This is a genomic window from Herbiconiux sp. 11R-BC (assembly GCF_049472555.1).
In the GTDB taxonomy this organism is placed as follows: domain Bacteria; phylum Actinomycetota; class Actinomycetes; order Actinomycetales; family Microbacteriaceae; genus Herbiconiux.
Genome location: NZ_JBCEBO010000002.1, coordinates 435,605 through 462,550, shown reverse-complemented (window position 1 = coordinate 462,550; position 26,946 = coordinate 435,605). Strand labels below are relative to the sequence as shown.

At 71.7% G+C, this 26,946-nt stretch carries 25 protein-coding genes; 17 read left to right on the top strand and 8 right to left on the bottom strand.

Annotation, left to right across the window (positions count from 1 at the left end; all coding sequences use genetic code 11):
• Positions 1-54 precede the first annotated feature (54 nt).
• Together VD659_RS07150 and VD659_RS07145 are read left to right on the top strand one after the other, a co-directional pair.
• Positions 55-2,067 carry a M13 family metallopeptidase gene (locus tag VD659_RS07150; protein WP_423260435.1) on the top strand — a complete coding sequence of 671 codons (2,013 nt, stop codon included), beginning with the start codon at positions 55-57 and terminating at the stop codon, positions 2,065-2,067.
• A 61-nt stretch (positions 2,068-2,128) separates the two neighbouring features.
• Positions 2,129-3,151, top strand: a complete 1,023-nt coding sequence (locus VD659_RS07145) for a serine hydrolase (RefSeq protein ID WP_423260434.1) — start codon at positions 2,129-2,131, stop codon at positions 3,149-3,151.
• Here VD659_RS07145 and VD659_RS07140 read toward each other — a convergent pair.
• Complete coding sequence (locus tag VD659_RS07140) at positions 3,148-4,107, bottom strand: LysR substrate-binding domain-containing protein (protein WP_423260433.1); 960 nt, start codon at positions 4,105-4,107, stop codon at positions 3,148-3,150. The two genes, VD659_RS07145 and VD659_RS07140, sit on opposite strands and share 4 nt — an antisense overlap.
• Before the next feature lie 95 nt (positions 4,108-4,202).
• Between VD659_RS07140 and VD659_RS07135 the strand changes: the two genes are divergently transcribed.
• Positions 4,203-5,285, top strand: a complete 1,083-nt coding sequence (locus tag VD659_RS07135) for an aminotransferase class V-fold PLP-dependent enzyme (RefSeq protein ID WP_423260432.1) — start codon at positions 4,203-4,205, stop codon at positions 5,283-5,285.
• 28 nt (positions 5,286-5,313) lie between these two features.
• On the opposite strand, the gene VD659_RS07130 is transcribed toward VD659_RS07135, so the two are convergent.
• Genes VD659_RS07130 through VD659_RS07120 form a run of 3 tightly spaced genes read right to left on the bottom strand, consistent with a single transcriptional unit; the run spans position 5,314 to position 8,595 of the window.
• A complete protein-coding gene (locus VD659_RS07130; protein WP_423260431.1) occupies positions 5,314-5,745 on the bottom strand; it encodes an NUDIX hydrolase in 432 nt (143 codons plus the stop codon).
• 35 nt (positions 5,746-5,780) lie between these two features.
• Positions 5,781-7,166, bottom strand: coding sequence for a glutamyl-tRNA reductase (locus VD659_RS07125; RefSeq protein WP_423260430.1), 1,386 nt, complete (start codon positions 7,164-7,166; stop codon positions 5,781-5,783).
• A 46-nt stretch (positions 7,167-7,212) separates the two neighbouring features.
• Complete coding sequence (locus tag VD659_RS07120) at positions 7,213-8,595, bottom strand: hypothetical protein (RefSeq protein ID WP_423260429.1); 1,383 nt, start codon at positions 8,593-8,595, stop codon at positions 7,213-7,215.
• Between the two features lie 142 nt (positions 8,596-8,737).
• Here VD659_RS07120 and hemE point away from each other — a divergent pair, with 142 nt between their 5' ends.
• The 9 genes from hemE (at position 8,738) to VD659_RS07075 (ending at position 16,596) form a co-directional block, all read left to right on the top strand.
• A complete protein-coding gene (hemE, locus tag VD659_RS07115) occupies positions 8,738-9,913 on the top strand; it encodes a uroporphyrinogen decarboxylase (protein ID WP_423260428.1) in 1,176 nt (391 codons plus the stop codon).
• A 4-nt stretch (positions 9,914-9,917) separates the two neighbouring features.
• Positions 9,918-11,471 (top strand): protoporphyrinogen/coproporphyrinogen oxidase, encoded by a 1,554-nt coding sequence (locus VD659_RS07110; RefSeq protein ID WP_423260427.1) that lies wholly within the window; start codon positions 9,918-9,920, stop codon positions 11,469-11,471.
• Positions 11,472-11,605: 134 nt separating this feature from the next.
• Entirely contained in the window at positions 11,606-12,049 is a 444-nt protein-coding gene (locus VD659_RS07105; protein ID WP_423260426.1) for a YtxH domain-containing protein, read from the top strand.
• A 9-nt stretch (positions 12,050-12,058) separates the two neighbouring features.
• Positions 12,059-12,466: a phage holin family protein gene (locus tag VD659_RS07100; protein ID WP_423260425.1), complete on the top strand. Its 408-nt coding sequence runs from the start codon at positions 12,059-12,061 to the stop codon at positions 12,464-12,466.
• Positions 12,463-12,747, top strand: a complete 285-nt coding sequence (locus VD659_RS07095; protein ID WP_423260424.1) for a DUF3618 domain-containing protein — start codon at positions 12,463-12,465, stop codon at positions 12,745-12,747. Before VD659_RS07100 ends, VD659_RS07095 begins: the two co-directional genes overlap by 4 nt.
• A gap of 120 nt (positions 12,748-12,867) precedes the next feature.
• Complete coding sequence (gene hemQ, locus VD659_RS07090) at positions 12,868-13,614, top strand: hydrogen peroxide-dependent heme synthase (RefSeq protein ID WP_137838269.1); 747 nt, start codon at positions 12,868-12,870, stop codon at positions 13,612-13,614.
• Complete coding sequence (locus VD659_RS07085) at positions 13,611-14,816, top strand: ferrochelatase (RefSeq protein WP_423260423.1); 1,206 nt, start codon at positions 13,611-13,613, stop codon at positions 14,814-14,816. The genes hemQ and VD659_RS07085 overlap by 4 nt, the downstream gene beginning before the upstream one ends.
• A gap of 11 nt (positions 14,817-14,827) precedes the next feature.
• The gene (hemC, locus tag VD659_RS07080; protein ID WP_423260691.1) at positions 14,828-15,790 is read left to right on the top strand and encodes a hydroxymethylbilane synthase; all 963 of its coding nucleotides are present in this window, start codon (positions 14,828-14,830) and stop codon (positions 15,788-15,790) included.
• On the top strand, positions 15,787-16,596 hold the full coding sequence (locus VD659_RS07075; RefSeq protein ID WP_423260422.1) for a uroporphyrinogen-III synthase: 810 nt from the start codon (positions 15,787-15,789) through the stop codon (positions 16,594-16,596). The genes hemC and VD659_RS07075 overlap by 4 nt, the downstream gene beginning before the upstream one ends.
• A gap of 56 nt (positions 16,597-16,652) precedes the next feature.
• On the opposite strand, the gene VD659_RS07070 is transcribed toward VD659_RS07075, so the two are convergent.
• The 3 genes from VD659_RS07070 to VD659_RS07060 form a co-directional block, all read right to left on the bottom strand.
• Positions 16,653-19,130: a glycoside hydrolase family 2 TIM barrel-domain containing protein gene (locus VD659_RS07070; RefSeq protein ID WP_423260421.1), complete on the bottom strand. Its 2,478-nt coding sequence runs from the start codon at positions 19,128-19,130 to the stop codon at positions 16,653-16,655.
• Between the two features lie 64 nt (positions 19,131-19,194).
• Positions 19,195-19,812, bottom strand: coding sequence for a TetR/AcrR family transcriptional regulator (locus VD659_RS07065; protein WP_423260420.1), 618 nt, complete (start codon positions 19,810-19,812; stop codon positions 19,195-19,197).
• Between the two features lie 10 nt (positions 19,813-19,822).
• Positions 19,823-20,455, bottom strand: coding sequence for a TetR/AcrR family transcriptional regulator (locus tag VD659_RS07060; RefSeq protein WP_423260419.1), 633 nt, complete (start codon positions 20,453-20,455; stop codon positions 19,823-19,825).
• Positions 20,456-20,589: 134 nt separating this feature from the next.
• On the opposite strand from VD659_RS07060, the gene VD659_RS07055 reads away from it, so the two are divergent.
• Together VD659_RS07055 and VD659_RS07050 are read left to right on the top strand one after the other, a co-directional pair.
• On the top strand, positions 20,590-21,177 hold the full coding sequence (locus tag VD659_RS07055) for a TetR/AcrR family transcriptional regulator (RefSeq protein ID WP_423260418.1): 588 nt from the start codon (positions 20,590-20,592) through the stop codon (positions 21,175-21,177).
• A 55-nt stretch (positions 21,178-21,232) separates the two neighbouring features.
• A complete protein-coding gene (locus VD659_RS07050; RefSeq protein ID WP_423260417.1) occupies positions 21,233-22,663 on the top strand; it encodes a DUF222 domain-containing protein in 1,431 nt (476 codons plus the stop codon).
• 63 nt (positions 22,664-22,726) lie between these two features.
• On the opposite strand, the gene VD659_RS07045 is transcribed toward VD659_RS07050, so the two are convergent.
• A complete protein-coding gene (locus tag VD659_RS07045) occupies positions 22,727-23,773 on the bottom strand; it encodes a Gfo/Idh/MocA family protein (RefSeq protein ID WP_423260416.1) in 1,047 nt (348 codons plus the stop codon).
• 115 nt (positions 23,774-23,888) lie between these two features.
• Here VD659_RS07045 and VD659_RS07040 point away from each other — a divergent pair, with 115 nt between their 5' ends.
• The 3 genes from VD659_RS07040 to VD659_RS07030 all read left to right on the top strand — a co-directional run bounded on the left by VD659_RS07040 (position 23,889) and on the right by VD659_RS07030 (position 26,877).
• On the top strand, positions 23,889-24,362 hold the full coding sequence (locus tag VD659_RS07040; protein WP_423260414.1) for a heme-binding protein: 474 nt from the start codon (positions 23,889-23,891) through the stop codon (positions 24,360-24,362).
• Complete coding sequence (locus VD659_RS07035) at positions 24,362-25,261, top strand: TolB family protein (RefSeq protein WP_423260413.1); 900 nt, start codon at positions 24,362-24,364, stop codon at positions 25,259-25,261. The genes VD659_RS07040 and VD659_RS07035 overlap by 1 nt, the downstream gene beginning before the upstream one ends.
• An 83-nt stretch (positions 25,262-25,344) precedes the next feature.
• Positions 25,345-26,877 (top strand): ABC transporter substrate-binding protein, encoded by a 1,533-nt coding sequence (locus VD659_RS07030; protein WP_423260412.1) that lies wholly within the window; start codon positions 25,345-25,347, stop codon positions 26,875-26,877.
• The last annotated feature ends 69 nt before the right edge of the window (positions 26,878-26,946 follow it).

The window sequence follows — 26,946 nt, the reverse complement described above, 5'->3', positions numbered from 1 at the left end:
TCGCGACCGCGGAGTTTCCCGACGGCTGTCGGGGCGGGTGCGTAGAGTTGTCGCGTGACTGAATCCGGCATCGACCTCACCGAACTCGACCCCGACATCCGGGCCCAAGACGACCTGTTCCGGCACGTCAACGGCAAATGGATGGCGCGCACCGCGATCCCCGACGACAAGGCGCGCTACGGCTCCTTCTACCAGCTCGCCGAAGAGGCCGAGAAGGCCGTGCGCGAGATCATCGAGGAGTCCCAGGATGCGCCGGCCGGCACCGAGGCCCGCACCTTCGGCGACCTCTTCGCCAGTTTCATGGACGAGGAGCGCATCGAGCAGCTCGGGGCCACGCCGCTCGAGCCGCAGCTCGCGCTCGTCGACACCATCGACGACCTGCCCTCCCTCGCGCGCACCCTCGGCCGGCTCGAACGCCAGGGCGTCTCGGGCCTGCTGCGCCTGTTCGTCGACAACGACCCCGGCAACCCCGAGCGCTACCTCGTGTTCGTGGAGCAGGGCGGCATCTCGCTGCCCGACGAGAGCTACTACCGCGACGAGAAGTTCGCGTCGGTGCGCAAGGCCTACCTCGGCCACATCCAGCGGATGTTCGAGCTCGCGGGCCTCGACGACGCCCCGCGCCGCGCGCAGCGCGTGTTCGACCTCGAGACGCTCATCGCCTCCTCGCACTGGGACAACGTGCGCACCCGCGATGCGCAGGCCACCTACAATCTGCTGAGCTGGGGCGAGTTCCTCGACCTCGCGGGCGGCGCGGCGAGCGTGCCCGTGGCCGAGGGAGCCGATGCGGCCGACGGCGTCGTCGCATCCGTCTCGCTCTTCGAGCTGTGGCGCGAGGCGCTGGACGCCCCCGCCGGCGTGTTCGACGAGCTCGTGGTGCGCGAGCCGAGCTTCGTCACCGGGCTCGCCCACGCGCTCTCCGAGGCGCCGCTGGAGAGCTGGAAGGACTGGCTGAGCTGGAAGATCGTGCACGGCTGGGCGCCCTACCTCTCGAGCGCCTTCGTCGAGGAGAACTTCGACTTCTACGCCCGCACCCTCACCGGCACCCCGAGCATGCGCGACCGCTGGAAGCGCGGAGTCTCGCTCGTGGAGGGCGCGATGGGCGAGGCCGTGGGCCGCATCTACGTGGAGAAGCACTTCCCCGGCACCGCCAAGGCCGCGATGGACGTGCTGGTCGCGAACCTCATCGAGGCCTACCGCCAGTCGATCACCACCCTGGAGTGGATGAGCCCCGCCACCCGTGAGCGCGCGCTCGCGAAGCTCGGCAAGTTCACGCCGAAGATCGGGTTCCCCGTGAAGTGGCGCGACTACTCGTCGCTGGTCATCGACCCCACCGACCTCATCGCCAACGTGCGGGCTACGAGCGAGTTCGAGTTCCAGCGCGAACTCGGCAAGATCGGCAAGCCGCTCGACCGCGACGAGTGGTTCATGACCCCGCAGACGATCAACGCCTACTACAACCCCGGTTTCAACGAGATCGTCTTCCCCGCGGCCATCCTGCAGTTCCCCTTCTTCGACGAGACACGGGATGCGGCGGCCAACTACGGCGCGATCGGCGCGGTGATCGGCCACGAGATCGGCCACGGCTTCGACGACCAGGGCTCGCGCTTCGACGGCGACGGCAGACTGACCGACTGGTGGACGGCCGAGGACCGCGAGGCCTTCGAGAAGCTCACCTCCTCGCTCATCGCCCAGTACGACGCCCTCGCGCCCGCCCAGGTGCCCGACCACCACGTGAACGGCGCCCTCACGATCGGCGAGAACATCGGCGACCTCGGCGGCCTCGGCATCGCCTGGAAGGCCTACCTGCTGTCGCTCGACGGCGCCGAGCCGCCGGTGATCGACGGGCTCACCGGGGCCCAGCGCTTCTTCCTCTCCTGGGCGCAGGCCTGGCAGCAGAAGTCGCGCGACGAGGAGGTCATCCGCCTGCTCTCGATCGACCCGCACTCGCCCAACGAGTTCCGCTGCAACCAGATCGTGCGCAACATCGACGAGTTCTACGACGCGTTCGAACTCGATTCACACGACCGTCTCTGGTTGGACCCAGCTGAGCGTGTGACCATCTGGTAGCAGCGATCCGGCCCGTCGCGCGACCTGAGGCGCACGGTCGGCAGAAGGAGGACATCCGAGCATGCCGGAATCGATCCGTCGACGGGCACGGAGCGAACGGGAGGACGGGGCTCCGCGCGGGCGCCGCTCCGACTCGGCCGATCAGGACGGGGTGATCTTCCGCAAGGGGTTCGCCGCCCTCACCGAGCTGGCGCTCTCCGGCGTGCAGGTCACCGCCTGCGCACTCGACCTCTCCGACGGCACGGTGCTCTTCTCGGTCGACGACCACCTTTCGGTGCCCACCGCCTCGATCGGCAAGGTGCTGCTGCTCATCGAGGTCGCGGCGCGCATCTCCGCACGCGACGGGCGGGGCGCGGATGCCTCGCGCGGCGCATCCTCGACCGGCGGCCCCGGCGACGGCACGGGCGGCTCGGCCGGCTCGCGGCCCCGCTCGGCGCGACCCGCGCCCGGGGCCGAAGCGCTGAGCATCCTGAACCGCACGGCGCAGGACTCGGCGGGCGGCTCCGGACTCTGGCAGTACCTCCAGGTTCCCGCGCTGCCTGTGGCCGACCTCGCCGCGCTGGTGGGCGCCACGAGCGACAACCTCGCCACCAACGTGCTGCTGCGCCGCATCGGGCTCGACGCCGTGCGGGCGCGCGGCGAGTCGCTCGGACTCAAGCGCACCTTCCTGCTCGACGTGGTGCGCGATGTGCGCGGGCCGGACGACGCCCCCCAGCTCTCGGTGGGCTCGGCGCGCGAGCTCGCCACGTTGTTCCGGCGTCTGCGCCGCAGCGAGGTGGTCGACGAGACCACCTCACGGCTCGTGACGGGCTGGCTCGGTCTCGGCACCGACCTCTCGATGGTGGCCGGAGCGTTCGGCCTCGATCCACTCGCGCACGCCGAGCCCGACCACGGCATCGAACTGGTCAACAAGACCGGAACGGATGCGGGCGTGCGCTCCGAGGCCGGCGTCGTCGTGGGTCCGCGGGCGGGCGTGGCCTATGCGGTGACCATGCGCTTCAACGACGCGGAGCTCTCAGGCCGGCTCGCGGTGCTCGACTCGATGCGCACGCTCGGCACCGACTTCCTCGAGTACGTCTACTAGCTGCCCGACGACGAGTTCGCGAAGGTGCTTTCGCGCAGGAGGCGGAGTGCCTCGCCGACAGCGGGGATGTGGTCGCCGGCCGGGCGCGTGACGGCCACGATCATCCGGTGGTCGCGGGCGGCCGTGGGGCGCGACGACACGCCTGCCGGAAGCGGGGTGGCCTCGAGCGCGAGCTCGGGGAGCAGGGCCACGCCGAGGCCGGCCGCCACCATGCTCATCACCGCCACCACGTTGTCGGTCTCGAACGCGATCGCGGGTGCGAAGCCCGACCGCGCGCAGGAGTCGAGCAGGTGGCTGCGGCAGCGCGGGCATCCGGCGATCCAGTTCTCGCCGCGCAGCGCCGCGAGATCGACCGGCCCGTCCGCCGCGAGCACCGGATGCGCGGCGGGCGCGAGCAGCGCGAGCTCGTCGCGTGCGAGGTGGTGCACCACGAGCCCCTCGGTGCTCTCGGTGAAGGCGTCGGCGCGGTCGTCGGGGTAGTGGAAGGCGATGGCGAGATCGCTCACGCCGTCGCGCACGGCGGCGACCGCCTCTGGCGGCTCCGCCTCGGTGTAGGTGAACCGCACGCCCGCGTGCTCGGCGGCCATCGACCGGATCAGCCGCGGCACGATCGTCGACGACGCCGAGGGAAAAGCGGAGAGACGCACCCTTCCGGTGCGCAGGCCCGAGAGATCGGAGAGCTCGCCCGCCGCCGAATCGAGGGCCGTGAGCACCGCGCCGGCGTGGCGGGCGAGCACCTCGCCCGCATCGGTGAGCCGGATGCCACGGCCGGCACGCGTGACGAGCGGCATGCCGATGCGGGCCTCGACCCGTTTGATCTGCTGGCTCACGGCGGGCTGGCTGAAGCCGAGCACGGCCGCGGCCCGGGTGATGGAGCCGTACTCGGCCACGGCGGCGATGAGGCGCAGGGTGTGCGAGTCGAGGTCGAAGGCGCTCGCGAGCGGAACGAGGGTCATGGCGGAATCCTACGCCTCTGGCATAACAAGACGTTATCGATTGCATCGCTGGCTGGGCATTGTCGAATGAATCGCGCATCCGCGAAGCTGAGGACATGAGCGGAACGGCGAGCACCACCACGCACGAGCTCCTCTCCGTCGAGGCGCTGCGCAGCCACTTCGACGTGCGCCCCGGCTACCTCTCGGCCTGCCTGGTGGGAGCGCCGCCGCGCGAGGCCGTGGCCGCGCTCGCCGCCGATCTCGCCGCCTGGAGCGAAGGGCATCGAGACCCGCTGGGCTACGGCGCCGCGGTCGAGCGCGCCCGCAGCGCCTTCGCGCAGCTCGTGTCGGTGTCGCCCGACGAGGTGGCCGTCGGTTCGCAGGTCTCGGTGGCGGCCGGGATGGTGGCGTGCTCGCTTCCCGAGGGAGCCGAGGTACTGGTGGTCGACGGCGACTTCAGCTCGATGGTCTACCCCTTCCTCGTGCAACAGCAGCAGGGCCGGCTGAGCGTGCGGTGCGTTCCGCTCGCGGAGCTGGCGGCGAGCATCCGGCCCAGCACCACCCTCGTGTCCTTCTCGCTCGTGCAGTCGGCGACGGGCGAGCTCGCCGATGCCGACGCGATCGTGGCGGCGGCCGCCCGGCACGGTGCGGCGACCTTCTGCGACATCACGCAGGCGGCGGGCTGGATGCCCGTCGACGCGAGCCGCTTCGATGCCGCAGTCTGTCACGCCTACAAGTGGCTCTGCTCCCCTCGCGGGGCTTCGTTCCTGGCACTCCGGCCCGAGTTCGCCGAGCGTCTGGTGCCGACGGCGGCCGGTTGGTACGCGGGCGGCGACGTGTGGGGGTCGTGCTACGGACCGGGCATGGCGCTCGCCGGCAGCGCGCGCCGCTTCGACGTCTCACCGGCGTGGCCGGTCTGGATCGGCGCCGCCCCCACGCTCGAGCTCTTCGCGCAGGCCGATCTGGCCGCGGTGCAGGAGCACTGCGTGGGCCTGGCGAACGCACTGCGCCACCACCTCGGGCAACCCGCGACGGCGAGTGCGATCGTGACGTGGCCGGATGCCGACGGGCGGCAGTTCGCGGCCCTCACCGCCGCCAGGGTGGCGGCGTCGGCCCGTGCCGGGCGCGTGCGCGTGGCCTTCCACCTCTGGAACGACGCCTCCGACGTGGCCCGCGTGCTCGCCGCCGTCGCCCTCTGACCCGTCTCGCGGGTGTGGGGAGGGGGCGTCAGTCGATGAGGCCCAGGGCGGCCAGGCGGCGCAGGGTCTCGGCGCCGGCGGGCGGGCAGCGATGCGCATCCGCGGTGGTGACCCAGTGCAGGGCGTCGACCTCGTTCGAGGCGCGGGGCTCGCCCGTGGCGGTGCCGCCGAAGACCTGCATCCGCACGAGCCGCCCCTCGGGCTCCCCGTGCGCCTGCACGCTGACCGTGAACAGCGGATGCTCGCCCGCCGGCTCGAACTCCACCCCGACCTCTTCGCGGGCCTCGCGCACGGCCGCCTCGACGGGCGTCTCGCCCGGGTCGATCTTGCCGCCCGGCATGTAGTGCACGTCTCGGGCGCGCGCGGTGACCATGAGCAGCCGTCGCTCGCGGATCAGCGCGACCGCCGCCACCCGGATGGCCGGGAGCGCGGAGGGGGCGGCGCCGGGCCCGGGGGTCACGGAAGGCGCCGGAGAGTCGGACGCCGAGGCACGGATCAGGCTCCGGCGGCGCGGCGGCGCTCGTCGAGCGAGACCGCGGCGGAGGATGCGCCGGTACCGGCGTCGAGGTCGGCATCGTCGGCTGTCGGGGCGATGTCGGGTGCCGCCGCGGCATCCGGAACCGCGCGCCCCGCTGCCGGCGCGCTCAGCCCGAAGAGCGTCTCGACGGCCGCGAACACCTCGTCGGCGCGGCCCTCGCGCGCGAGCTCGCGGGCGCGCACCGAGGGGGAGTGCAGGATGACGCCCACCAGGTGCCGCAGCGCCCGCTGCGTCTCCTCGGCGTCGCCGCGCGAACTCGAGCGCTCGAGCTCTGCGTCGAGAAGGTCGAAGAGGTGGGAGCGCAGCGCGACGACGGCCGGGGTGACCTCGGCCTCGGCCTTGCCCGCGCGGTACTCGGCGGCGGCCTCGTCGACGAGAGCACGGGCATCCGATTCGGCGTTCAGCTCGTCGAGCGGGGCGTGCAGGCTGATGGTCTCGAGGTCGAGGAGTTCGGTGCCCGGCACCGAGGCGACAGCGGGGTCGACGTTGCGCGGCAGGCCCAGGTCGATGACGAGGCGGCGCTCGAACGCGCCGGGCAGGGCATTCGCGGCGGTGACGTCGACGGCGTCGAGCACCACCGTGTCGGCGGTGCTGCAGGTGATGACCACGTCGGCAGAAGCCACGGCGGTGCGGAGGCCACCGGCGGCGACGGGCTCGAGGCCCTGCTTGTCGGCGAAAACCACGGCCCGGCCTGAGGGCGAGAACACGCGGATGTCGGTGACGCCTCGGTCGCGCAGGTTCGCGAGGGTGACGCGGGCGTACTGGCCGGTGCCGACGAGCAGCACGCGGGTGCGCGCCCAGTCGGTGACCCGGCTCTCGGCCAGGTCGAGCGCGAGACGGGCGAGCGAGCGGCCGGCCTCGCCGAGGCCCGTCTTGGTCTTGACGTCGCGCGAGGTGTGGGAGGCGCGCTGGAAGAGGCGCTCGAGGTCGGAGGAGGTCGTCCCCTCCCGGCGGGCGGTGCTGAGGGCGCGCTTCACCTGGCCGGCGATCTCGTCTTCGCCCACCACGACCGACTCGAGGCCCGAGGAGACCGCGAAGAGATGGTCGGCGACGGAGTCTCCGCAGAGCACGGTGAGGCTGTCGCGGAGCTCGCCGACATCCGTTCCGGAGGCGGTGCCGAACGACTCGGCCGCCTGCTCGACGGCGAGCGAGAGCCCGGCGGTGAGCGGCTCGTCGATGTCGAGGTAGGCCTCGAAGCGGTTGCAGGTGGCCAGCACCACGGCGCCCTGCACGAAATCACTCTCGATCACGAGCGACTTGGCGACCTCGCTGGTGCCGACCGACAGCTTCTCGAGAAGGTCGAAGCTCGCGTTCCGGTGGTTCGCGGTCAGGCAGATCAGCACTGATGCATTCTACGCCCGCGAATCCGGAGAACCTGCTGGGCGGGGATCAGCCCCACACCACCGTCGGGTTCGGCGAGGCCATGTCGATGGACGGCTGGCCGAGCGACGGGCCGAAGAGCACCGAGCAGGTGCCGGTTGCTCCGCTCTGCGTGCACTGGGCCGACACGTCGATCGCCCCGACGTACTCGCCCTCCGCGAGAGTGGGGTTGTCGTAGCTGAGCGTGACCTTGAGCGAGTCGAGGGTGGCGGCCGTGTCGGCCGGAAGGGTGCGCGCGATCGTGCCCTCGGTGAGCTGGGTGCCGTCGGTGAGGCTGGGGGGCAGGTCGAGGCCGCAGCCGGCCGCGAGCGTGGTGGAGGCCATGCAGGCGGCGACGGCCGCCTTCACGAGGGAGCGGAACTGCGCGGTGGCGGCATCCGTGAGCCCCGGCTCGATGCCGGTGGTGTCGGCCGAGGTGAAGGGGTCTGTGACGACGACGGTGGTGTCGCCCGTGAGCATGAAGTTCGGAAGGGTCGTGGCCAGCTGGTAGGCGCCGGGGAACACCTCGGCCTCGCTTGCGGTCACCGCCTGACCGTTCACCTCGAGCCCGAGGCCGTCGAACTTGGTGAGTTCGAGGTAGCCGGTGCCGCCGCTGATCTGCCAGGAGCCGTCGTCGTCGTAGTCGAGCACGCTGAACTGGGTCTGCACGGGGGTGCCGCCGAGCAGGTAGCTCGCGGTGACGTCGGCCGAGCCGCTGCTCTGCTGCCCGCCCGAGACCTCGATCTGGGTGATCGGGGCGAGGGCGGCGGAGGCGGCGAGCACCTCGTCGGTCAGCAGTGTGGTGTCGGTGGGCGGGGAGCTGAGGAGGGCGAGCGCCGTGGCGGAGTCGCCGTCGGCGATGGCGTTGAGGTAGTCGGTGACGGCGGCGGACGGCGAACTCTGAGAGCCCTGTCCCCCTCCTTGACCGAGCGAGCTCGAGACCGAATGGGCGACGAGGAGCACGATGACGACGACCGCGACGATGAGCAGCACCGCGCCGCCGGCCGCGATGGCGATGATGGCGCCCACGCCGAGTCCGCGCCGGGGCGGCTGCGGCGTGGCCGGCTGACCGGGGTAGGGCTGGCCGCCGTAGGACTGACCCGGGTAGGGCTGGCCGGGCTGCGGGGCGTACTGCGGCGGGTAGCCGGCGGCGGGCGGGGTCGGTCCGTAGCCGGGGTGATGGGGTGCCGGGCCGGTGCCGGCGGCGGGCGGGGTCGGTCCGTAGCCGGGATGCGGTGCGCTCGGGGAGGCGCCGGGCGTGGGGCCGGAACCGGGTTGCTGCGTGGGTGCCGGCGGGGCACCGGCGGGCGGATAGGCCGGGAACGCCGGGGCGGCCTGGTCGCCCTCCGCAGCCGGTGGCTCGGATGCCGGCACCGGCGCCTGGTTCTCGGGTCGCGTCTCGTCGTCGCTCATGGAGCACCTCCGTCGACACCTGTCTACCCAGGTTCGGGCGCGGCCGCAATGCCCGGCCGCGCTCGCGCGGATGCCCGTGGGGCGCGCATCCGCGGCCGCCTCTCCCCGCGATCGGCCAGGCGGCCCGCCGTAGGATGTGTCGGTGACATTGCCCGCTACGCATCCGCTCGTCGACGGCCGCACCGCCGCCTCCGCCCTCGTCACCAGCTACCGCGGCACCCGCGGCGCGGTGACCCCGGTGTGGTTCATGCGCCAGGCCGGCCGCTCCCTGCCCGAGTACCGCGAACTGCGCGTAGGAACACGGATGCTCGACGCCTGCCTCGACCCCGCCCTCGCGAGCGAGATCACGCTGCAGCCCGTGCGCCGGCACGGGGTGGACGCCGGCATCTTCTTCAGCGACATCGTCATCCCCCTCCGTCTGGCCGGCGTCGACGTCGAGATCGAGCCCGGGCGCGGCCCGGTGCTCGCGAAGCCCGTGCGCACCCTCGCCGACGTGCAGGCGCTGCCCGACCCGGCCGGCGCCGACTTCACCGCGATCGAACAGGGCGTGATGCTGACGGTCGCGGCGCTCGGCCGCACCCCGCTGATCGGCTTCGCCGGCGCTCCCTTCACGCTCGCCGCCTACCTCGTCGAGGGCGGCCCCTCGAAGGACCACCTGCGCGCCCGCACCCTCATGCACGCCGACCCGGAGGCCTGGCAGGGCCTGCTCGGCTGGGCGGCCGAGGTGACGGGCCGGTTCCTGCGGGCGCAGATCATCGCCGGTGCGAGCGCCGCGCAGCTCTTCGACTCCTGGGTGGGCTCGCTGAGCGCCTCCGACTACGTGGAGCGGGTGGCGCCGTTCTCCGCGGCGGCGCTCGCGCACATCCGAGACCTGGATGTTCCGACGGTGCACTTCGGGGTGGGCTCGGGCGAGGTGCTCAAGCCGATGCACGACGTCGGCGTCGACGTGGTGGGCGTCGACTGGCGCATCCCGCTCGACGAGGCCTCGCGCCGGCTCGGCGGCGGCGTGACCCTGCAGGGCAACGTCGATCCGGCGTTGCTCGCGGCCCCGTGGCCGGTGCTCGAGGCCCACGTGCTCGACGTGCTCGAGCGCGGCCGCAGCGCCCGGGCGCACGTGCTGAACCTCGGCCACGGCGTTCCGCCGGAGACCGATCCCGCCGTGCTCACCCGCATCGTGGAGCTCGTGCACGCGCAGGCGCCTGCGCCGGTACCGGCGCCGGCGCCGCAGGCCGAGCGGGCCGCGGCCCCTTCGACGGGCGAAGCGCTGCCGCCCGCGCTGCCCTCCGACGCGCCCTTCGGCTTCACCGGGGAGGTGTAGCGGCGTGCCCGACGTCATCGTGATCGGCGGCGGCGTGGCGGGCCTGCTCGCCGCCCGCCAGCTCGCCCACCTCGGCAACGCGGTCGTCGTCGTGGAAGAGAAGGACGCCCTCGGCGGCTTCGTCGCCCGCAGCACGGTGGCCGGGGTCGACCTCGACTCCGGCGCCGAAAGCTTCGCCACCCGCAAGGGCACGGTGGCCTCCCTGGTGACCGAGCTCGGCCTCGGCGCCGACATCGTGGCGCCGAACCCCGCGGGCGCGTGGGTGCAGTGGGACGGCGGTGCCGCTCCGCTGCCGGCGGCCGGCGTGCTGGGCATCCCGGGCGTTCCGCTCGCCGACGACGTACGCCGCATCATCGGCTGGGGCGGAGCGCTGCGCGCCTACCTCGACCGCCTGATGCCGCTCGTGCGCGTGCGCGCCGAGACCGACCTCGGCGACATCGTGCGCCGCCGCATGGGCCGCCTCGTGCTCGAGCGGCTCGTGACGCCGGTCGTGGCCGGCGTGCACTCCGCCGACCCCTCGGTCGTCGACGTGCACACGGTGGCGCCCGGGCTCACCCAGGCCATGACCACCCAGGGCTCGCTCTCCGGCGCCGTGATGGCGCTGCGCGAGATGGCGCCCGCGGGCTCGCAGGTGCAGGGCATCGCCGGCGGCATGCACCGCCTGATCGAGGCCCTCGAGGCCGATTGCCGCTACTACGGCGTGGAGTTCCGCACGGGTGCGCGCGTGACCGCGGTGTCGAGGCGCGACAAACTGCGCCCCGGTTCCGCCGAGCGCCTCGACGCGGAGATCTCGGCCGCACGCGGCCAGTGGATCGTGGAGGTCGAGCCCGTCGCCGGCAGCGTCACGGGCCCGGATGCGGCAGAGAGCTTCGACGCCCGCGCCGTCGTGGTCGCCACCGGCTTCCGCCCCGCCCTCGGACTCCTGGCGCAGGCCGGCGTCGAACCCGGCGCGCTCGCCGGGGAGTGGCCCGCGCCCGCCTCGGTGACCGTCGCCACCCTCGTGATCGACGACGCCCGCCTCGACGCGCATCCCCGGGGCACCGGTGTGCTGGTGGCCCCGGGGACCCCGGGCGTCACGGCGAAGGCGCTCACCCATTCGAGCGCCAAGTGGGCCTGGCTCGGCGACTCCCTCCCCGCGGGGCGGCACGTGGTGCGGCTCTCCTACGGGCGGCGCGGGCCGGATGCGTCTGCCGCGGCCGGGCGGGCGCCGGCGGCCGGGCAGTCCGCCGGGGCTGCATCCGGTGCCGACGAGGCCCTGGTTCCCGATCTCGCCACCGTCGTGCGCGATGCGAGTGCGCTGCTCGGCATCCCGCTCTCCGAGTCGGACGTGGCCGGGTTCGCGACGACCGCCTGGGCGGATTCCCTCGCCTTCGCCACCGTCGGCCACAAGGCGCGGGCACGTCAGGTGCTTGCCGCGGTGGACGACGTCGACGGCCTCGACGTGGTGGGGGCCTGGGTGTCGGGCACCGGGCTCGCCGCCACGGTGGAGCAGACGCGGCTCACCGCATCCGGCCTCGCGGCCGAGCTGCGCGGAGCCCCGCGGCTGCGCCCGGAGTAGCACCGGCCGGTGGCCCGGACCGCCGGCCCCCGCGCCGCTTCGGCCCAGGACCGCCCCCACCCCCGGCCATGCGACCTCCAGGGGAGGGGACTACGCTGGGAAGAACCCTGTACTCGCGATCGATCGGAGTTCACATGCGCGGAAAGTTCCTCTTCGTCGTCGGGCTGGCAACGGGGTACGTCCTCGGAACCCGGGCCGGACGCGAGCGGTACGAGCAGATCAAGGCGGGCGCCGAGAAGGTGTGGAACACCCCGGTGGTGCAGTCCGGAGTGCACTCCGTACAGGACTTCGCCGGCTCGCGCGTCGACGCCGTGAAGGCCGATCTCTCGCAGAAGGCGCGCAATGCGCTGGCGGCCCTGATCGGCCGTGACCCGCTGACGAAGCCGGAGCAGTCGAGCTCGCGCCCGAGCACCGCCAAGCCGGCCTCTGCTGGTGCCGCCGCCGCCGCTCCCGCGAAGCCGAAGCCCGTGGGCAAGACCCAGGCGACGAAGCCCGACACCGCGCCGAAGGCCGCTGCCACCAAGAAGGCCGCCTCCGCGGCCGGGGCAGACGCCGCCGACACCGCGCCCGCCGAGTAGGAGGTCACCGTGACAGAAGAACGCGACAAACGAGCCCGCCGGTCACTCGTCTCCCTGTTCGCCGAGCTGCCGACGCTCATCGTGCAGCTGCTCAAGGACGAGATCGAGAATCTCAAGCGCGAACTCACCGCCCGCCTGGCGAAGCTCGGCATCGGCGTCGGCCTCTTCGTGGTGGCCGCTCTGCTGGCGTTCTTCGCGCTCGCCACGCTGATCGCCGCCGCCGTTCTCGGCCTCGCGACCGTGCTGCCGGGCTGGGCCGCGGCCCTCATCGTGGCCGGCGCACTGCTGCTCATCGCCGTCATCCTCGTTCTCGCCGGAGTGGCGTCGGTCAAGAAGGGACTGCCGATCGTTCCCGAAGACGCGATCACGAGCATCAAGAAAGACGTCAACACGGTCAAAGGATTGGGTCAGTCATGAGTGAAGCCGCCACCGCGCCCGAACCGCCCCGGCGCTCCCAGGCCGAGTTGCAGGCCGACATCGAGAAGACCCGCGCCGACCTCAAAGCCACTCTCGACGCCATCGAGTTCAAGCTCAACCTGCCCAAGCAGGCCCGGCACGCCGCCCACCGGCTGAAGACCCGCCTCAACACGTTGCGCGCCGAGAACCCGGGCGCCCTCGTGGCCGGGGTCGCGGGCGCCGCGGCTCTCGTCGCCGGCGTCGCGGTGCTGGGCTTCCGCTTCGCCGCGTCGAGAAAGTAAGGCGCAGCCGGCCGGCCCCGCCCGTCTGCCCGGCCCCGTGCATCCGGTCTCCCGCTCCGGCGCGAACCGAACTCCCCCCGCTCTACCCTGCACCACCCGCACCGAACACGAAGAAGGACCATGACCGACCCGACCGTCGACGTCGAGCCGTCGAGCCACCCCGCCCGCGACGTCGAAGACTCCGAGGCGGTCCCCGTTCTCGGCTACACCCTCTGGGCGGTCTTCCGCCGCAATCCCGACGCCCCCTTGTTCCTCGACGGATCCGAGGTTCCGGATGCCGTCGGCCAGCTCGACGACGTCATCGCCGAGCTCGACGAAGAAGACGTCATGGTGCGCGGCCTCTACGACGTGTCGGGCCTGCGCGCCGACGCCGACGTGATGGTGTGGCTGCACGGCAGCGTTCCCGAGACGCTGCAGTGGGCGCTGCGCCAGCTGCGCCGCACGCGCCTGTTCAAAGACCTGTTGCCCACCTGGAACGCGATGGGCGTGCACCGCGACGCCGAGTTCTCGGCAAGCCACCTGCCCGCGTTCATGCGCGGCGCGGAGCCCAAGGGCTGGCTCACCGTCTACCCCTTCGTACGCTCGTACGAGTGGTACATCCTGCCGGAGGACGAGCGGCGCGCGATGCTCGCCGACCACGGCCGCAAGGGCTCCGAGTACCGCTCGGTGCTGGCCAACACGGTCGCCTCCTTCGCTCTCGGCGACTACGAGTGGATCCTCGCGCTCGAAGACGACGAACTCACCAACCTGGTCGACCTGATGCGCCACCTGCGTGCGACGGATGCCCGCCTGCACGTGCGTGAGGAGGTTCCGTTCTTCACGGGAAGGCGCATCGACACGGCCGAGATCGTCGAGGTGCTGCAGTGACCGGCCCCGAGTCCGGTTCCGCCGTCGTACCCGGCGCGGCTGTCGTTCCCGGTGCCAGCCCGGCCGCCGCCTCCGGCCCCGAGCACGTCATCGAGCCGGTGGCCTACGACGCCATCCTGCTCGCCTCGTTCGGCGGCCCCGAGGGGCAGGACGACGTCATCCCGTTCCTGCGCAACGTCACGCGCGGCCGCGGCATCCCCGACGAGCGCCTCGAGGAGGTGGCCCACCACTACCGGGCCTTCGGCGGCGTGAGCCCGATCAACGCGCAGAACCGGCTGCTCAAGAGCGCGCTCGAGGCCGAGCTGGCTGCGCGCGGCATCGAGTTGCCGGTGCTCTGGGGCAACCGCAACTGGGACCCGTACCTGCGCGAGGCGCTCACCGAAGCGCACGACCGCGGCTACCGCTCGCTCATCGCCGTCGCCACGAGCGCCTACAGCTCCTACTCGAGTTGCCGCCAGTACCGTGAGGACTTCGCGATCGCCCTCGACGAGACCGGTCTCGCGGGCGAGATCACGATCGACAAGGTGCGGCAGTTCTTCGACCACCCCGGCTTCGTGCAGCCGTTCATCGACGGCGTCCACGGTGCCCTCGAGGACATCCGGATGCGCTTCCCCGGCATCGACGTCACCACCGAGGTCGAGGTGCTGTTCACCACGCACTCCATCCCCTCGGCCGACGCGGCGCACTCGGGCCCCGCGTCGCGCGGCTTCGGAGAGGGCGGCGCCTACCGGGCCCAGCACCAGGCCGTGGCGGAGGTCGTGATGGCGGCGGCCACCGCCGGCGAGAGCGTTCCCTGGCAGCTCGTGTTCCAGTCGCGCTCGGGCCCGCCCACACAGCCCTGGCTCGAGCCCGACATCAACGACGCCATCGCGGAGCTCCCCGCGCGCGGCGTCAAGGCCGTGGTGATCGTGCCGCTCGGCTTCGTGAGCGACCACATGGAGGTGATGTGGGACCTCGACAACGAGGCCCTCGAGACCTCGGCCGAGCACGGCCTGTACGCGGTGCGCACGCCGACGCCCGGGGTCGACCCGGCCTACGTCTCGGGCCTGGTCGACCTCGTGCTGGAGCGCGTGAACGGCACGCCCGTGGCCGAGCGGGGCTCGGTCACGGCGCTCGGGCCGTGGTACGACGTGTGCCGGCCCGGTTGCTGCGAGAACGTGCGACTCGGCTTCAAGCCGGCGCTCGCGGGACTCGCGCCGTGACCACGCTGCGGATGGCCACCCGGGGCAGCGCTCTCGCGCGCGCCCAGACCGGGCACGTCGCCGCGGCGATCACCGAGGCGACCGGCATCGAGATCGAGATCGTCATCATCACCTCCGAGGGCGACCGCTCCACCGAGTCGCTCGCGAGCCTCGGGGGCACCGGCGTGTTCGCCAGCGCGCTGCGCGAGGCCCTCGTGGCGGGCGAGTGCGACCTCATCGTGCACTCGCTCAAAGACCTGCCGACCGAGCCCTATCCGGGCCTCGTGATCGGGGCGGTGCCCGAGCGGGAGGATGCGCGCGACGCGCTCTGCTCGCGCGACGGACTCACCCTCGACGAGCTCCCGCAGGGCGCGCGCGTCGGAACGGGCTCGCCCCGCCGGGTGGCGCAGCTGCTCGCCCTGCGCCCCGACCTCGAGGTCGTCGACATCCGCGGCAACGTCGACACCCGCCTCGGCAAGGTCGCCTCGGGTGAGCTCGACGCCGTGGTCCTGGCGGCAGCGGGGTTGACTAGGCTGGGTAGGCTGGACGCAGCATCCGAACTCTTCGCACTCGACCTGTGGCCGACGGCTCCCGGTCAGGGTGCGCTCGCGATCGAGACCCGAGAGGGAGACAGCATTCCCGAGTTGCTGAGCATCGAACATCAACCGACACGCACGGCCGTTCTCGCCGAGCGCTCGGTGCTGTCGGCGCTGGAGGCCGGATGCGCGGCACCGGTGGGCGCGACCGCGACGGTCTCGGGTGACGAGCTGCGTCTCTCGGCCACGGTGTACCAGGCGGATGGCGCGGCCGAGCTCGGCTGCGAACGCGCGGCCGCCCTGTTCGGCGACGACCACCTCGTGGCGGAGCTGCTCGGCCAGGCGGTGGCGACGCAGCTGCTCGAAGACGGAGCAGCGGAGCTGGCTGCGGTGGGGCCGCTCGGCGGTCTCGACGCATCCTCCGACACCGGCTCTTTCGACCCGGAGGCCGGCCGATGACCGCGTGGGCGCAGCGCCCGCTCGGCGGCTGGCGCATCCTGGTTCCCCGCGGCGGCCCCTGGGGCCACGGTGTGGCCGCCGACCTGCGCGCGGTCGGAGCCAAGCCGATCGTGGCGCCCATGATCAACTTCGCGCCCACCGAAGACGCCGAGACGCTCGACCGGGCCCTCAAGGCGCTCGCCGCCGGGGGCTTCGACTGGCTCACCATGACGAGCGCCACCACGGTCGACGTGCTCACCGCGCATCAGGCCGTGGTGCCCTCCTCCACGCACATCGCCGCCGTGGGCGAGACCACCGCCGCCGCGCTGATGGCTGCCGGCTACAAGGTCGACCTCGTTCCGCCGGAGGACAACTCGGCCAAGGGTCTGCTGCGCGAACTCAAGCGCTTCGAGCAGTTCGGGCCCGAGCTGCGGGTGCTGACGCTCCGCAGCGACATCGCGAAGCCCGTGCTGACCGAGGGGCTCATCGCCCGCGGCCACACGGTCGAGTCCGTGGTCGCCTACCGCACCATCGGCGTGCAGGTCGATCCGCAGATCCGCGCGGATGTCGCCGCCGGCGCCATCGACGCCGTGATGGTGACCTCGGGCTCGGTGGCGGAGCAGGTGCAGCTCCAGCTCGGGCCCATCCCGGAGTCCACGCTCGTGGCGGCCATCGGTCCGCGCACCGCCGAAGACGCGCGCGCCTACGGCCTGCGGGTCGACGTGATCGCGAAGGGCCGCTCGGCCGAGTCGCTCATCAACGCCGTGATCGAGGTGGCGAACGCCCGTCGCGCCGCCGACTCCGCCGCTTCGGGCGACGAGGACTGAACCGCGGCCCTGCTGCGGTGCTGCGGTTCGAGCGCGCCGCCCCGCGTTGAGTTCCCTCAGCCGGCGGTGATCGTGGTGGCCGAGGCCGTGCATCCCTCGGCCGTGACGGTCACCGTGATCGTGCCGGTCGCCGTGGGGCGCACGACCGCGAGAGCGCGCCCGTCGAAGCTGCGGTGGCTCGCGCCGAGGTAGCTCTCCTCGGTGGCCGGCCGCGCGCTGCCGAGGCCGAGCAGCACGCCGGGCCCGTCGACCGCGACGGTGACCGTGCGGTCGTCGTCGGGGCGCAGGATGCCGTCGGTGCCGGCGAGGGAGATCGTCACGAAGGCGAGGTCGTCGTCGGAGGCCCTGATGCTCGAACGGTCGGCACCCGCCGTCAGCACGAGCGGGCCCTCCGAGCTGCGCAGCGCGGTGCGCCCGGTCTCGCGGCCCGCCGTGCGAGCCACCGCCACGAGCTCGCCCGGCTCGAAGCCCACGGTGAAGAGCGCGCGCTGCCGCGACACCGGCTGCACGCCGAGGGAGCGCGAGTCGAGCAGCAGCTCGACCTCGTCGGCCCCGGGCTCGGTGTAGACCTCGACCACGACGGGGGTGCCGGATGCGGCGGCCCAGCTCCACGACGACACCGAGTCCGACCACGACCACGGCCCCGTCGCCGGGAGGAGCCCGTCGGTGCGCGGGCGCCGCACTGCGAGGTAGGGCTCCGTGCGCAGGCCGAACACGAGCTCGCGGTAGAACGAGACCGGGCGGCGGTCGCCGATCAGGTCGATGTCGCCGCACCACGCGAGCAGCCATGGGAACGGCCCCGAGGTGCCGTCGAAGGCGCCGCCGGTCTCGGTGTGGTCCACGCGGCCGATGCCCGCCTCGCCGAGGTAGTCGAAGCCGGTCCAGGTGAAGTCGCCGATCACGTGGTCGTTCTCGAGCACGAGCGGCCAGGTGGTGCCGATGCGGGTGTTGAAGGTCTCGGTGCCCACGATCACCCGGTTGGGGAAGGCGGTGGCGTCGGAGACGTAGCGGCTGTCGCCGTAGTTCAAGCCGGCCGCGTCGACGGCTGCGAACGACTCCTCGGTGCGGGTGGTCACGAGATCGGAGGCGATGAGCTCGGTCATCGTGGAGCCCATGTCGGTCATGGCGTCGTTGATGTCGGCGGGCGCGGCCAGGCCGGGGTCCGCATCCGTCGCCCCGTCCGCGGTGGCCATCGGCGGCAGTTCGCGGATGACCGAGACGAGGCCGTTGATGCTGTTCGTGGTGAAGCGCGTGGGGTCGAGCGCGTGCACCTTCTCGGCGAGCAGACGGCCCACTCGCGAGCCGTGCGGGCGGCCGGTCTCGGGGATCTCGTTGCCGATGGAGTAGAAGATCACGCTCGGGTGGTTGAAGTCCTTCGCCACCATCGACTCGAGGTCGCGCTCCCACCACTCGGGGAAGGCGAGCGAGTAGTCGAAGCGGGACTTCGACTCGAGCCACATGTCGAACGACTCGTCCATCACGAGCATTCCGAGGCGGTCGCAGGCGTCGAGCAGTTCGGGGCTCAGGGGGTTGTGCGCGCTGCGCACGGCGTTGAAGCCGGCCTGCTTGAGCAGCTCGATGCGGCGCTCCTCGGCGCGGGCGATCGAGCGGGCTCCGATGACGCCGTTGTCGTGGTGGATGCACGCGCCACGCAGCTTCACGGTCTCGCCGTTGATGCGCAGGCCGTGGCGCGGGTCGAGCTGAACACGGCGGACACCGAAGGTGACGGTGGTGGTGTCGTCGGAAGGGGCGCCGTCGTCCGCCGCGCTGAGCGTCGCGGTGGCGGTGTGGAGGGCGGGAGAGTCAGGGCTCCAGCGCTCGGGCGCCTCGACCCAGAGGCGTTCGCGCACGACGCCGGACTCGCCCGCGAGCAGCGTGAGGGGGCTGCGGCCCTCGGCGATCACGGCGCCGTCGGGGTCGTTGATCGCGGTGCTCACGAAGACGGTGCGCGTGCGCAGGCTGTCGTTCACCACCGTGGTCTCGGCCACGATGAGGGCGCCGTCGTCGTCGACCCCGGGGGTCGAGACGCGCACGCCGTCGAGGGCGATGTGCACGAGCGGACCGGTGACGAGGGCCACGTTGCGGTGGATGCCGAGGCCCGAGTACCAGCGCGAGTCGCGGTGGGCGCGGGCCTCGACCCGGATCTCGTTCGGGCCGTCGAAGCGCAGGAAGGGGTCGAGGCGCACGGCGAAGCGGGAGTAGCCGGAGGGGCTCTGCGCGGCGAAGCTGTCGTTCACGAACACCATGGCGTCGCGGTAGACGCCGTCGAAGACGAGGGTGTGCACGGCGTCGGGCGTGGCGGTGCCGTCGCCGGCTCGGGCCCCGAGTTCGAGGGTGCGCGTGTACTCCACGGCGCCGCCGGGGAAGTAGCCGCTGTGCGAGCCGGAAGGGGCATCGGCCGAGCGGGGCAGCCCGAGCATCGCGTCGTGCGGCAGCGTGACGCGCTCGGCGGGGGCGAGCTCGCCCGAGAGACCGTCGAAGAGTCCGCGTTTGGGCGAGACAGTCCATCCGTCGTTCAACGGGACCGAGATCATGCTGCACCTTTGCGAGAGCGAATATCCAACAACGATTGGATTTTGGAACGATAACACGCTCCGATCAGATCTCGGAAACCCTCGTGATGCTCTGCAGGTGGCGGCGGAGCGTGTCGGTGACGCTCACCGCGGTCCGGTCGATCAGCCAGTGGGTCTGGATGCCGTCCCACATCGCGAAGGTCGAGCGGGCCGCGTACTCGGGGTCGATGCCCTCCGCGAGGAGGCCGGCGGCATCCATGTGCTCGAACAGCTCGCGGAAGTCGCGGCGGGTGCGCTCGGTGCGCATCCGGAAGTACTCGGCGCTCGGATGCCCGGCCGTGGTGGACTCGGCCGCCAGCACCGCGTAGAGCGCGACGGCATCGGGAACGCGGTCGTTGCGCTCGGCGAGGCGTAGCAGGGCGGTCGGGATGTCGCGCGGCGCGACCTGCTCGGGCGAGGGCAGGTTCTCGAGGTCGTGCTCCTCCTTGTCCTCGAGCACGGCCTGCAGCAGGGCCTCCTTGGTGGGGAAGTGATGCAGGATCGAGGAGGGGTCGATGCCCGCGACCATGCCGATGTCGCGGAGCGAGCCCGCCCGGTAGCCGGAGCTCGAGAACACCTGCAGGGCGGCCGCGAGGATCGCGCGACGGCGCCCGTCGCTCTTGCGGTAGGGGCCGCGGCGGCGGGTCGGGATGTCGGCGGTCATCGGATCGTGGTCAGAGTTCGTAGCTCACGAGGCCGCGGAAGAACTTGCGCAGCTCCTCGGTCATGTCGAGCGCCTCGCGGTCGAGCAGCCACTGCACCTGCAGGCCGTCCATCATCGCGAGCGTGCGGATGGCGGCGCTGCGGGGGGTGACGCCCGGGCGGAGATCGCCCTCCGACTCGATGATCTCGAAGGCGCGCGTGATGACGTCGCGCGACCAGTTGTAGCGGTTGATGAAGTACTCGTGGGCGGGATGGTCGGGCGAGGTCCCCTCGGCGGACAGGGTGCAGTAGAGCTCGACCACGCCGGGGATGGAGGCGTTGTAGCTCGCGAGCTCGAGAAGCCCGGTGACCGTGGAGCGCCCGCCGAGCTCGGGTTCGAGCGGGATGAACTGCACGGTGCGGTCGTCGCGGCGCTGGAGCACGGCGGCGAGCAGGGCGCTCTTGTTCGGGAAGTGGTGCAGCAGCCCGGCCTCGCTCATACCGCAGCGTTCGGCGACGTCCCGGATCGAACCCGAGCGGTACCCGGACTGCGAGAAGACCTCGAGGGCGGCATCCAGGATGGTGCGGCGCTTCTCGTCGGACTTCGCGTACGAGCCACGCGGTTTGCCGCGGCCTCGTCGCGTTTCGGACGACGTTGTTGTCATTCTCTGCCCCTTGGCCTGGTGTGCCGTTCAGCATAATCCGAAGAGAGCGCGATCTTGCACTTCTGTCGATGAAAATCTAGTACTCACTCGGTTTCGGAGCCAGTGGGTGCGCCGGCGAGCCTAGAATGACTCGCATGGCGCGTCAGCGAGTGACTGCGAAGGGCGAGGCCCGTCGCGAACAGATCCTCGCGGTCGCGTTCGAGAAGCTCGGCGCCGACGGCTACCGCAACGCCTCGCTCCGGGCGATCGGCCGCGAGCTCGACGTGGAGCCGGCCCACATCCTGTACTACTTCGCCAGTCGCGAGGAGCTGCTGCAGAAGGTGGTGGAGCGCTGGGACGAGGGCACGCTCGCCGCGGTCGGCGGCGTCGTGCCCCCCTCGGAAGCCCTCGATTTCTACGTGGCCGCCATCCGGCAGAACCTGCGCATCCCGGGCATCGTGCACCTGTACCTGACCCTCGCCGCGGAGGCCGTGCATCCGGACCACAGTGCGCACCGGTTCTTCGTGGAGCGGTTCCGCCGGGTGCACTCGCTGCTGCGGGACGGCATCGAGCGCGAGCAGGCCGTGGATCGCATCGACCCCTCGGCGGATGCGGCGCTCGAGGCGCGCAAGCTCATCGCGCTCGCCGACGGGCTCCAGCTGCAGGCGCTCGTCGACCCGGCGGTCGACGCCCCCGGCGACCTCGAGGCGGCGGTGGCGGCGTTGCGCAGAATGCGCGCCTGATCGGGGATTATTGCTTGGCTGGGCGGATGCTTTGAGCTAGAATTGAGGCACGCTCATGAACCGATCTCTTCTTCCTCATTTCGCCCCCGAGGGCCTCGCCGTGCCCGATCTCGGGGTGCGCGAGTCGCTGTTGTGGGAGATCGGGGCAGATGCGGATGCGGTGGCCGTGTTCCAGCGCGAACAGGCCTCGTTGGAGGCGGCGATCGTGGTGCGGCTCGCCGCGGCGGCCGCGAGGGCGGACCGGGTGGCGTCGCTGCCGGGTGGGTCGGTGGAGTTCGCCCGCCGCTCGTTGGTCGCGGAAGTCGCGACGACCTTGCGGGTCTCGGAGGCGCTCGCGGGGCAGCGGATCGATGACGCGGAGATGCTCGTCGGGTTCCTCCCCGCGACGCTGGAAGCGTTGGGGCAGGGCGAGATCGGCTACCGGCACGCGCAAGCCGTCGTGAAGCACGCGAAGTCCCTCCCCGAGGGTGTGCGGGCCGAGTTCGAGGCCGTCGTGTTGGTGCGGGCGGCGACCCAGACGCCGGGGCAGGTGGCGGCGTCTGCCCGCGTGGTGAGGGAACGGATGCACCCCGAGCCTCTCGAGGTCCGGCACCGCGCCGCCCGCGAGGAACGCGCAGTGTGGGTGGAGACCGAGCGGGACGGGATGGCGACGTTGGTGTGTCATCTGCCGGCGGTGTCCGCGTTCGCGATCGACGACACCCTGGACCAGCTCGCCCGCTCGCTCCGCGCCCCGGACGAGTCCCGCACTCATGCGCAGCTCCGTGCCGATGGGCTGACGGAGTTGCTCCTGCACCGCGACGGTGAGACCGCCGACCGGGCTCGGGGCATCACGGCGACCGTGAACGTGACCGTTCCGGTGCTCACGCTCCTGGGCCACTCGGCGCAGCCGGCCGAGCTGGTGGGGTACGGCCCGATCGACCCCGCGACCGCTCGGAAGCTGGCCGCGGGTGCTCCGTCGTTGACCCGCATCCTGACCGACCCGGTCACCGGGATGCGGCTGTCGGTCGGCCGCGACCGCTACAAGGTCCCGGCGGATCTCCGGGCCGCGGTGCTCCTGGATGACGAGACGTGCCGGTTCCCGGGCTGCGCCCGCCGCGCCGACCGCTGCGACCTCGACCACACCACCGCCTGGGCCGACGGCGGCGAGACTGGTCTCGCGAACCTCGCCGCCCTCTGCCGCAAGCACCACACCCTCAAACACCAAACCGACTGGCACGTCCGCCCGGGCGAAGACCGAGCCCTGCACTGGCGCTCACCCGCCGGCGCCACGCACGTCACCCGACCACCCGATCACACCCCTGAACCGCCCGCGCACGCCGCCCCACCACCCGAACACACTGCCGATCCGGCCGCGCACCGGAGTCGTGCGCGGGGCCGCTCCCCGTCGTCGGCCCACGACGACCCCGAGAGCCGGGGCGACTTCACCCCGCGCAGACCGCGCCTGAACCTGCCGGCCAAGCCCCTCCCCGAACACCCGCCCTTCTAGCCTGCGACGGTCAGACGGGGGAGCGCATCAGCTCCCGACGGCGCGCCGAGGCGGCGGCCGCGATCAGCGCGAAGCCGCGCCGGCCTCCACCTGCCGGAGCGCCTCGTCGATGGTCTCGAGGATGGTGACCGTCTCGTCGAGCGTGTGCAGCGGCGACTCGGTGCGACCTTCGCCCACGTACTGGGCGAGCGCGGTCGCCTCCCAGGCTAGGCCGTCCATGAGGGCGACGCCGGTGGGGTCGGTCCAGGTCTGCACCGGGCCGAACAGGTCGAGGCCGGCGAGGGTGAGGGTGGTGGGGATGTGGAACGGCCCCGCCATCTCGATGCGCCCCTCGCTGCCGGCGATCACGGCGGTGGTGGGCGTGCGGGTGAGGATCGAGGTCATCAGCGTCGACTGCGCACCGTCGCCGTGGCCGAGCGTCACGGTGGAGTACGCGTCGACGCCGGTCGACGTCATCCCTCCCACCGCGTGGATCGAGGTGGGGGCCCCGAGCACCATCGAGTCGAGCTGGATCGGGTAGATGCCGAGATCGAGCAGCGCTCCGCCGCCGAGGTCGCGGCGGTAGAGGCGCCCCTCCGGGTCGGCCGGGATGGCCTGCCCGTGATCGGCGGCGATCCAGCTCACCTCGCCGATCACGCCGTCGGTCACGAGGCTGCGGATGACGGATGCCTGCGGCTGGTATCGGCTCCACATCGCCTCCATCAGCAGCACGCCCGCCTCCCGCGCGGCGGCCACGAGGGTGCGCGCGTCGGCGGCGTTGGTGGCGAGCGGCTTCTCGATCAGCACGTGCTTGCCCGAGGCGATGGCGAGGAGGCCGAGGGTGAGGTGCTCGCTCTGCGGCGCCGCGATGTAGACCACGTCGAGCTCGGGGTCGCCGAATAGCTCCTCGTACGAACCGTAGGCGCGGTCGACACCGTGCTCGGCCGCGAAGGCCTCGGCGCGGGCGAGCGTGCGCGAGGCGACGGCGGCCAGCTTCTGGTGGGTGTGACGGTTGACGGCGCCGGCGAAATACCCCGCGATCCAGCCGGGGGCCACGATGCCCCAGCGCAGAACGGGTTCGCCACGGCCGGGGAAGAAGATCTCGGGTTCGGGGAAGGCTGAGGTGATCATCACGGGGCTCCTTTGCGGGTGTGGGCAGAACACTAGCAGCAGAATTAACCACTGGTAAGTTATCTCCGAGCTGCGTCGCTCCACCGGATGCGAGCAGCGCTACCGGAAGGACCACATGACCACCGCACGCATCGCCGAACTGGAGGCCGAGCTGGAGGAGCTCGTGCTCCCCGCGTTCAGCCGCCTCGACGCCTGGCGCCTCGGGAACATCATCACGGCCACCGCCCTCGACGCCGGGCACCGGGTGGCCACCGACATCCGCACCCCCGCCGGCCTCGTGCTCTTCCGCTCCGCCCTCGAGGGCACGACCGCCGACCAGGAGACCTGGATCGCGGGCAAGGCGCGCACCGTGCTGCGCCTGGAGACGAGCTCCGCCCTCGCCGCCGCGCGCTTCGCCGAGGGCGGCATCGACGCGGCCGGCATGGGCTGGCTGCCCTTCCCCGAGTACGCGCTGGCCGGCGGCTCGGTGCCCGTGCGCGTGGCCGGAACCGGGGTGGTCGCCGCGGTCACCGCATCCGGTCTCTCCTCCGACGACGACCACGCGCTCGTGGTCGCGGGCCTCCGCGAACTGATGCGGACGGCCGGCTGATGCGTTACGTGCGCGAGCTCGCGCCGGGCCAGCGCTCCCAGGTCTTCGTGATCGACACCGTCACGGGCGAGCAGCAGCTGATCCACGAGAGCGAGGAGCTGCTCTTCGAAGCCCCCAACTGGACGCGCGACGGTCACCTGGTGCTGAACGGGGACGGACGGCTCTGGCGATTGCGGCTCGAACCCGGGGCCGAGCCCGAGCTCATCCCGCTCGAGGGCGTGCCCGACCTCAACAACGATCACGTGCTCTCGCCTGTGGCTGAGGAGGTGTTCGTCTCGGCGAACGACTGGCACATCTACGCCGCCCCGCTCGCCGGCGGCACCGTCCGCCGCGTCACCCCCGACGACGGCCTGATGCACTTCCTGCACGGCGTGAGCCCCGACGGCTCCACCCTCGCCTTCATCGGCGTGCGGATGGGCCCGGGTGGCACCCTGAGCGACATGGGTCCCGGCGTGGTGTGCGCCATGGATGCGGCGGGCGGCGAGGCTCGGATGCTCACCTCCGACGCCTGGTCGTCCGACGGCAGCGAGTACTCGCCCGACGGCGAATGGCTCTACCTGAACACCGAGGCGTTCTCCTCGACGCCCGGTCACGCGCAGATCGCCCGGATGCCCGCGGGCGGTGGCCCGCTCGAGCAGCTGACCTTCGACGAGCGGGTGAACTGGTTCCCCCATCTCGCTCCCGACGGCCGCTCGATCGTGTATCTGAGCTACCCCGCCGGCACGGTCGGACACCCGCCCGACCTGCCCGTGAAACTGCGGATCGTGCGGGATGACGACTGGTCGGAGACCCGCGAATTGGTTGACCTGTTCGGCGGTCAGGGCACGGTCAACGTGAATAGCTGGTCGCCGGACAGCCGCCGGCTGGCCTTCGTGGCGTATCCGATTCGTGACATTTGAAAACCACACAACCACTCGGATTTTATGATAGCGTCCATCCCCAGATGGCCCAAAGACGGGCTGCGCAGCTCGAAAGGACAAAGATGTTCCACTGGAAAAAGGCGGTCGTCATCGTGACAGCCGCTGTACTCGCACTCACCGGCTGCTCGGCCGGTGGCTCGGGCGGATCCGCCGGCTCTTCCTCAGGCGGAACGCTCACTCTCGGCCTCATCACCCCCGTCAGCAGCTTCTCCGCCCAGGGTGCGAACTGGGCGAACCAGTCGCCCCCCATGCAGGCCGTCTACGACTCGCTGCTGAAGGCCGAGGCCGACGGCACCATCGTGGCCAACCTCGCCACCGACTGGTCGTACAACGCCGACAACACCGTGCTCGACCTGACGCTGCGCAGCGACGTGAAGTTCTCCGACGGAACGCCCTTCAACGCCGACGCCGCCGCCCAGAACCTCATCCGCTTCCGCGACGGCACCTCACCGAACGCCTCCTTCCTCGTGAACCTCAAAGACGCGAAAGCCATCGACGACACCCACGTCGAGCTCACCCTCAAAGCACCCGACCCCGCACTCCTGACCTACCTCACCCAGAACGCCGGCCTCCAGGAGAGCCCCGCAGCCTTCACGAACGCCGATGTCGAGACCGTGCCCGTCGGCTCCGGCCCCTACACGCTCAACGTCGGCGAGACCGTCGTGGGCAACACCTACGTGTTCGACAAGAACCCGAACTACTGGAACCCCTCCGACCAGCACTACGACAAGGTCGTGATGAACTACTACGCCGACAGCACCTCGCTGCTGAACGCGATCCAGGGCGGCCAGGTCAACGCCTCGACCACCATCGACAACACGACGCTCTCGCAGATCGAGGCGGCCGGGTACACGCTCAGCCCGATCGAGAACAACTGGTGGGGCCTCATCATCGGTGACCGTGCCGGCACGCTGAACCCGGCCATCGGCAACGTCAAGGTGCGCCAGGCCCTCAACTACGCCTTCGACCGCGACGCGATGCTGAAGGCCTTCGCCGACGGTCACGGCACGACGACGGAGCAGATCTTCCCGACCACCTCGCCGAGCTACGACGAGGCGCTGAACAAGACGTACAGCTACGACCCGGCCAAGGCCAAGCAGCTGCTCGCCGAAGCGGGCTACCCGAACGGCTTCGACCTCACGATGCCGAGCTCCGCGGCCTTCGGCGCGTCGAACTTCGCGCTCGTCCAGCAGCAGCTGGCAGACATCGGTATCCGGGTGACCTTCGAAGACCTGCAGGTCAACGACTACATCACCGCCCTCGTGAGCGGCAAGTACCCGGTGGCCCTGATGGCGCTGCAGCTCGACCCGACCGACTGGCAGCTCGCGCAGTTCTCGATCGACAAGAACGCGACCTTCAACGGCTTCCACACCGACGACCCGACGGTGCAGGGCTACATCGCCACGCTGCAGACCGGCAGCCAGGCCGACGCGGAGACCGCCGGCAAGGCGCTCAACGAGTACATCGTCGAGCAGGGCTGGTTCGCCCCGTGGTTCCGTCCGGAGCTCAACTTCGTGAGCGACGCGAACACCGACCTCACGGTGCAGGTGGGCAACTCCTACCCGTACCTGTGGAACATCAAGCCGAAGTCCTGAACCGATGGGCGCCGGGCCTGATCTCCTCAGGCCCGGCGCCCCATCCCGAATCGTGTACGTAAGGAACGA

Excerpts from the sequence above, each read along its gene's own strand:
- VD659_RS07145 (WP_423260434.1), top strand. The coding sequence starts at position 2,129 with ATGCCGGAATCGATCCGTCGACGGGCACGGAGCGAACGGGAGGACGGG.
- VD659_RS07140 (WP_423260433.1), bottom strand. The coding sequence starts at position 4,107 with ATGACCCTCGTTCCGCTCGCGAGCGCCTTCGACCTCGACTCGCACACC.
- VD659_RS07135 (WP_423260432.1), top strand. The coding sequence starts at position 4,203 with ATGAGCGGAACGGCGAGCACCACCACGCACGAGCTCCTCTCCGTCGAG.
- VD659_RS07120 (WP_423260429.1), bottom strand. The coding sequence starts at position 8,595 with ATGAGCGACGACGAGACGCGACCCGAGAACCAGGCGCCGGTGCCGGCA.
- VD659_RS07105 (WP_423260426.1), top strand. The coding sequence starts at position 11,606 with ATGCGCGGAAAGTTCCTCTTCGTCGTCGGGCTGGCAACGGGGTACGTC.
- VD659_RS07095 (WP_423260424.1), top strand. The coding sequence starts at position 12,463 with ATGAGTGAAGCCGCCACCGCGCCCGAACCGCCCCGGCGCTCCCAGGCC.
- hemQ (WP_137838269.1), top strand. The coding sequence starts at position 12,868 with ATGACCGACCCGACCGTCGACGTCGAGCCGTCGAGCCACCCCGCCCGC.
- hemC (WP_423260691.1), top strand. The coding sequence starts at position 14,828 with ATGGCCACCCGGGGCAGCGCTCTCGCGCGCGCCCAGACCGGGCACGTC.
- VD659_RS07075 (WP_423260422.1), top strand. The coding sequence starts at position 15,787 with ATGACCGCGTGGGCGCAGCGCCCGCTCGGCGGCTGGCGCATCCTGGTT.
- VD659_RS07070 (WP_423260421.1), bottom strand. The coding sequence starts at position 19,130 with ATGATCTCGGTCCCGTTGAACGACGGATGGACTGTCTCGCCCAAACGC.
- VD659_RS07065 (WP_423260420.1), bottom strand. The coding sequence starts at position 19,812 with ATGACCGCCGACATCCCGACCCGCCGCCGCGGCCCCTACCGCAAGAGC.
- VD659_RS07060 (WP_423260419.1), bottom strand. The coding sequence starts at position 20,455 with ATGACAACAACGTCGTCCGAAACGCGACGAGGCCGCGGCAAACCGCGT.
- VD659_RS07055 (WP_423260418.1), top strand. The coding sequence starts at position 20,590 with ATGGCGCGTCAGCGAGTGACTGCGAAGGGCGAGGCCCGTCGCGAACAG.
- VD659_RS07050 (WP_423260417.1), top strand. The coding sequence starts at position 21,233 with ATGAACCGATCTCTTCTTCCTCATTTCGCCCCCGAGGGCCTCGCCGTG.
- VD659_RS07045 (WP_423260416.1), bottom strand. The coding sequence starts at position 23,773 with ATGATCACCTCAGCCTTCCCCGAACCCGAGATCTTCTTCCCCGGCCGT.
- VD659_RS07040 (WP_423260414.1), top strand. The coding sequence starts at position 23,889 with ATGACCACCGCACGCATCGCCGAACTGGAGGCCGAGCTGGAGGAGCTC.
- VD659_RS07035 (WP_423260413.1), top strand. The coding sequence starts at position 24,362 with ATGCGTTACGTGCGCGAGCTCGCGCCGGGCCAGCGCTCCCAGGTCTTC.
- VD659_RS07030 (WP_423260412.1), top strand. The coding sequence starts at position 25,345 with ATGTTCCACTGGAAAAAGGCGGTCGTCATCGTGACAGCCGCTGTACTC.